Below are 3,249 nucleotides of genomic sequence, written 5' to 3'. Positions count from 1 at the left end.
GCAACGTCCTATCCTCGCAGGGGGCGATCCCCCAACTACTATCAGCGTGCTGAAGCTTAACTTCCGTGTTCGGCATGGGAACGGGTGTATCCTTCAGGCTATCGCCACCACACTATGAGAGCTTGTTCTCTCAAAACTAGATATTATTCAATTATTCTCCAGCGGAAACAACCACGTTTTCAACTTGGTTAAGTCCTCGACCGATTAGTACTGGTCCGCTTCACCCCTCACGGGGCTGCCACTTCCAGCCTATCTACCTGATCATCTCTCAGGGGTCTTACTTCCATATAGGAATGGGAAATCTCATCTCGAGGCGAGTTTCACACTTAGATGCTTTCAGCGTTTATCTCATCCATACATAGCTACCCAGCGATGCGCCTGGCGGCACAACTGGTACACCAGCGGTATGTCCATCCCGGTCCTCTCGTACTAAGGACAGCTCCTCTCAAATTTCCTACGCCCGCGACGGATAGGGACCGAACTGTCTCACGACGTTCTGAACCCAGCTCGCGTACCGCTTTAATGGGCGAACAGCCCAACCCTTGGGACCGACTACAGCCCCAGGATGCGATGAGCCGACATCGAGGTGCCAAACCTCCCCGTCGATGTGGACTCTTGGGGGAGATAAGCCTGTTATCCCCAGGGTAGCTTTTATCCGTTGAGCGATGGCCCTTCCATACGGTACCACCGGATCACTAAGCCCGACTTTCGTCCCTGCTCGACCTGTCTGTCTCGCAGTCAAGCTCTCTTCTGCCTTTACACTCAATGAATGATTTCCAACCATTCTGAGAGAACCTTTGGGCGCCTCCGTTACTTTTTAGGAGGCGACCGCCCCAGTCAAACTGCCCACCTGACACTGTCTCCCACCACGATAAGTGGTGTGGGTTAGAGTATTCACACAGCGAGGGTCGTATCCCACCAGCGCCTCATTCGAAACTAGCGTTCCGAATTCTACGGCTCCGACCTATCCTGTACAAGCTGTGTCAACACCCAATATCAAGCTACAGTAAAGCTCCATGGGGTCTTTCCGTCCTGTCGCGGGTAACCTGCATCTTCACAGGTAATATAATTTCACCGAGTCTCTCGTTGAGACAGTGCCCAGATCGTTACGCCTTTCGTGCGGGTCGGAACTTACCCGACAAGGAATTTCGCTACCTTAGGACCGTTATAGTTACGGCCGCCGTTTACTGGGGCTTCATTTCTGGGCTTCGCCGAAGCTAACTCATCCACTTAACCTTCCAGCACCGGGCAGGCGTCAGCCCCTATACGTCATCTTACGATTTTGCAGAAACCTGTGTTTTTGATAAACAGTCGCCTGGGCCTTTTCACTGCGGCTACACTTGCGTGTAGCACCCCTTCTCCCGAAGTTACGGGGTCATTTTGCCGAGTTCCTTAACGAGAGTTCACTCGCTCACCTTAGGATACTCTCCTCGACTACCTGTGTCGGTTTGCGGTACGGGTAGTTAATCACTAACTAGAAGCTTTTCTCGGCAGTGTGACGTCTGGTGCTTCCCTACTAAAATTCGGTCCTCATCGCGCCTTGTCCTTAGCTGTAAGCATTTGACTCACAACCAGACTTGACGTTTGAACATCCATTTCCAATCGGATGCTCACCATAGCCTCCTGCGTCCCTCCATCGTTCAAACATGATTAACTAGTACAGGAATATCAACCTGTTATCCATCGCCTACGCTTCTCAGCCTCGGCTTAGGTCCCGACTAACCCTGGGAGGACGAGCCTTCCCCAGGAAACCTTAGTCATTCGGTGGATCAGATTCTCACTGATCTTTCGCTACTCATACCGGCATTCTCACTTCTAAGCGCTCCAGTAGTCCTTACGGTCTACCTTCGTTGCCCTTAGAACGCTCTCCTATCACGCGACCTAATGGTCGCATCCACAATTTCGGTAATGTACTTAGCCCCGGTAAATTTTCGGCGCAGGATCACTCGGCTAGTGAGCTATTACGCACTCTTTAAATGGTGGCTGCTTCTGAGCCAACATCCTAGCTGTCTATGCAACTCCACATCCTTTTCCACTCAGTACATATTTAGGGACCTTAATTGGTGGTCTGGGCTGTTCCCCTTTCGACGGCGGATCTTATCACTCGTCGTCTGACTCCCGGATATAAATCTGTGGCATTCGGAGTTTATCTGAATTCAGTAACCCATGACGGGCCCCTAGTCCAAACAGTGGCTCTACCTCCACGATTCTTAACTCCGAGGCTAACCCTAAAGCTATTTCGGAGAGAACCAGCTATCTCCAAGTTCGTTTGGAATTTCACCGCTACCCACACCTCATCCCAGCATTTTTCAACATACACGGGTTCGGTCCTCCAGTGCGCTTTACCGCACCTTCAACCTGGACATGGGTAGGTCACCTGGTTTCGGGTCTACGTCAATTTACTGAAACGCCCGTTTCAGACTCGCTTTCGCTACGGCTCCGGTCTTTCCACCTTAACCTTGCAAATTAACGTAACTCGCCGGTTCATTCTACAAAAGGCACGCTATCACCCATTAACGGGCTCTAACTAATTGTAGGCACATGGTTTCAGGAACTATTTCACTCCGCTTCCGCGGTGCTTTTCACCTTTCCCTCACGGTACTGGTTCACTATCGGTCACTAGGGAGTATTTAGCCTTGGGAGATGGTCCTCCCGGATTCCGACCACGTTTCACGTGTGTGGCCGTACTCAGGATACTGAACTGAGGGCCAATGATTTCATCTACGGGGGTATCACCCTCTATGCCGAGTCTTCCCAGACTCTTCGATTATCATTGACTTTGGTAACTCAAATGTTCAGTCCTACAACCCCAAAGAGCAAGCTCTTTGGTTTGGGCTATTCCCCGTTCGCTCGCCGCTACTTAGGGAATCGATTTTTCTTTCTATTCCTGCGGGTACTTAGATGTTTCAGTTCCCCGCGTCTGCCTCAACTTGAGTATGTATTCCCCAAGTTGTAATTACGGATTAATGTAATTGGGTTTCCCCATTCGGAAATCTCCGGATCAAAGCTTACGTACAGCTCCCCGAAGCATATCGGTGTTAGTCCCGTCCTTCATCGGCTCCTAGTACCAAGGCATCCACCATGCGCCCTTCATAACTTAACCTAACGATTACGAAGTAATCGTTGATTAATCGAGTATTAGCGATATAAAACTAATTAAAAAACTCAAAAATACGCAGTTGTTTCTCGGTTTAATTATCTTAATAATTAAAGGAAAATAATTGATAATATCTAGTTTTCAAAGAACAA

General features: G+C 49.6%; 2 rRNA genes. Both read right to left on the bottom strand.

The features are described from left to right. A 5S ribosomal RNA gene (rrf, locus tag OCU14_RS11095) occupies positions 1–112 on the bottom strand; the annotation flags it as partial. Positions 113–184: 72 nt separating this feature from the next. Continuing rightward, positions 185–3,103 (bottom strand): 23S ribosomal RNA (locus tag OCU14_RS11090). Positions 3,104–3,249: the final 146 nt, after the last annotated feature.

Origin of the sequence: Levilactobacillus humaensis (assembly GCF_024345185.1) — a bacterium.
Classification (GTDB): Bacteria; Bacillota; Bacilli; order Lactobacillales; family Lactobacillaceae; genus Levilactobacillus; species Levilactobacillus humaensis.
Note: the sequence above shows the minus strand (reverse complement) of the source record. Positions and strands in the feature narration are given on the sequence as shown.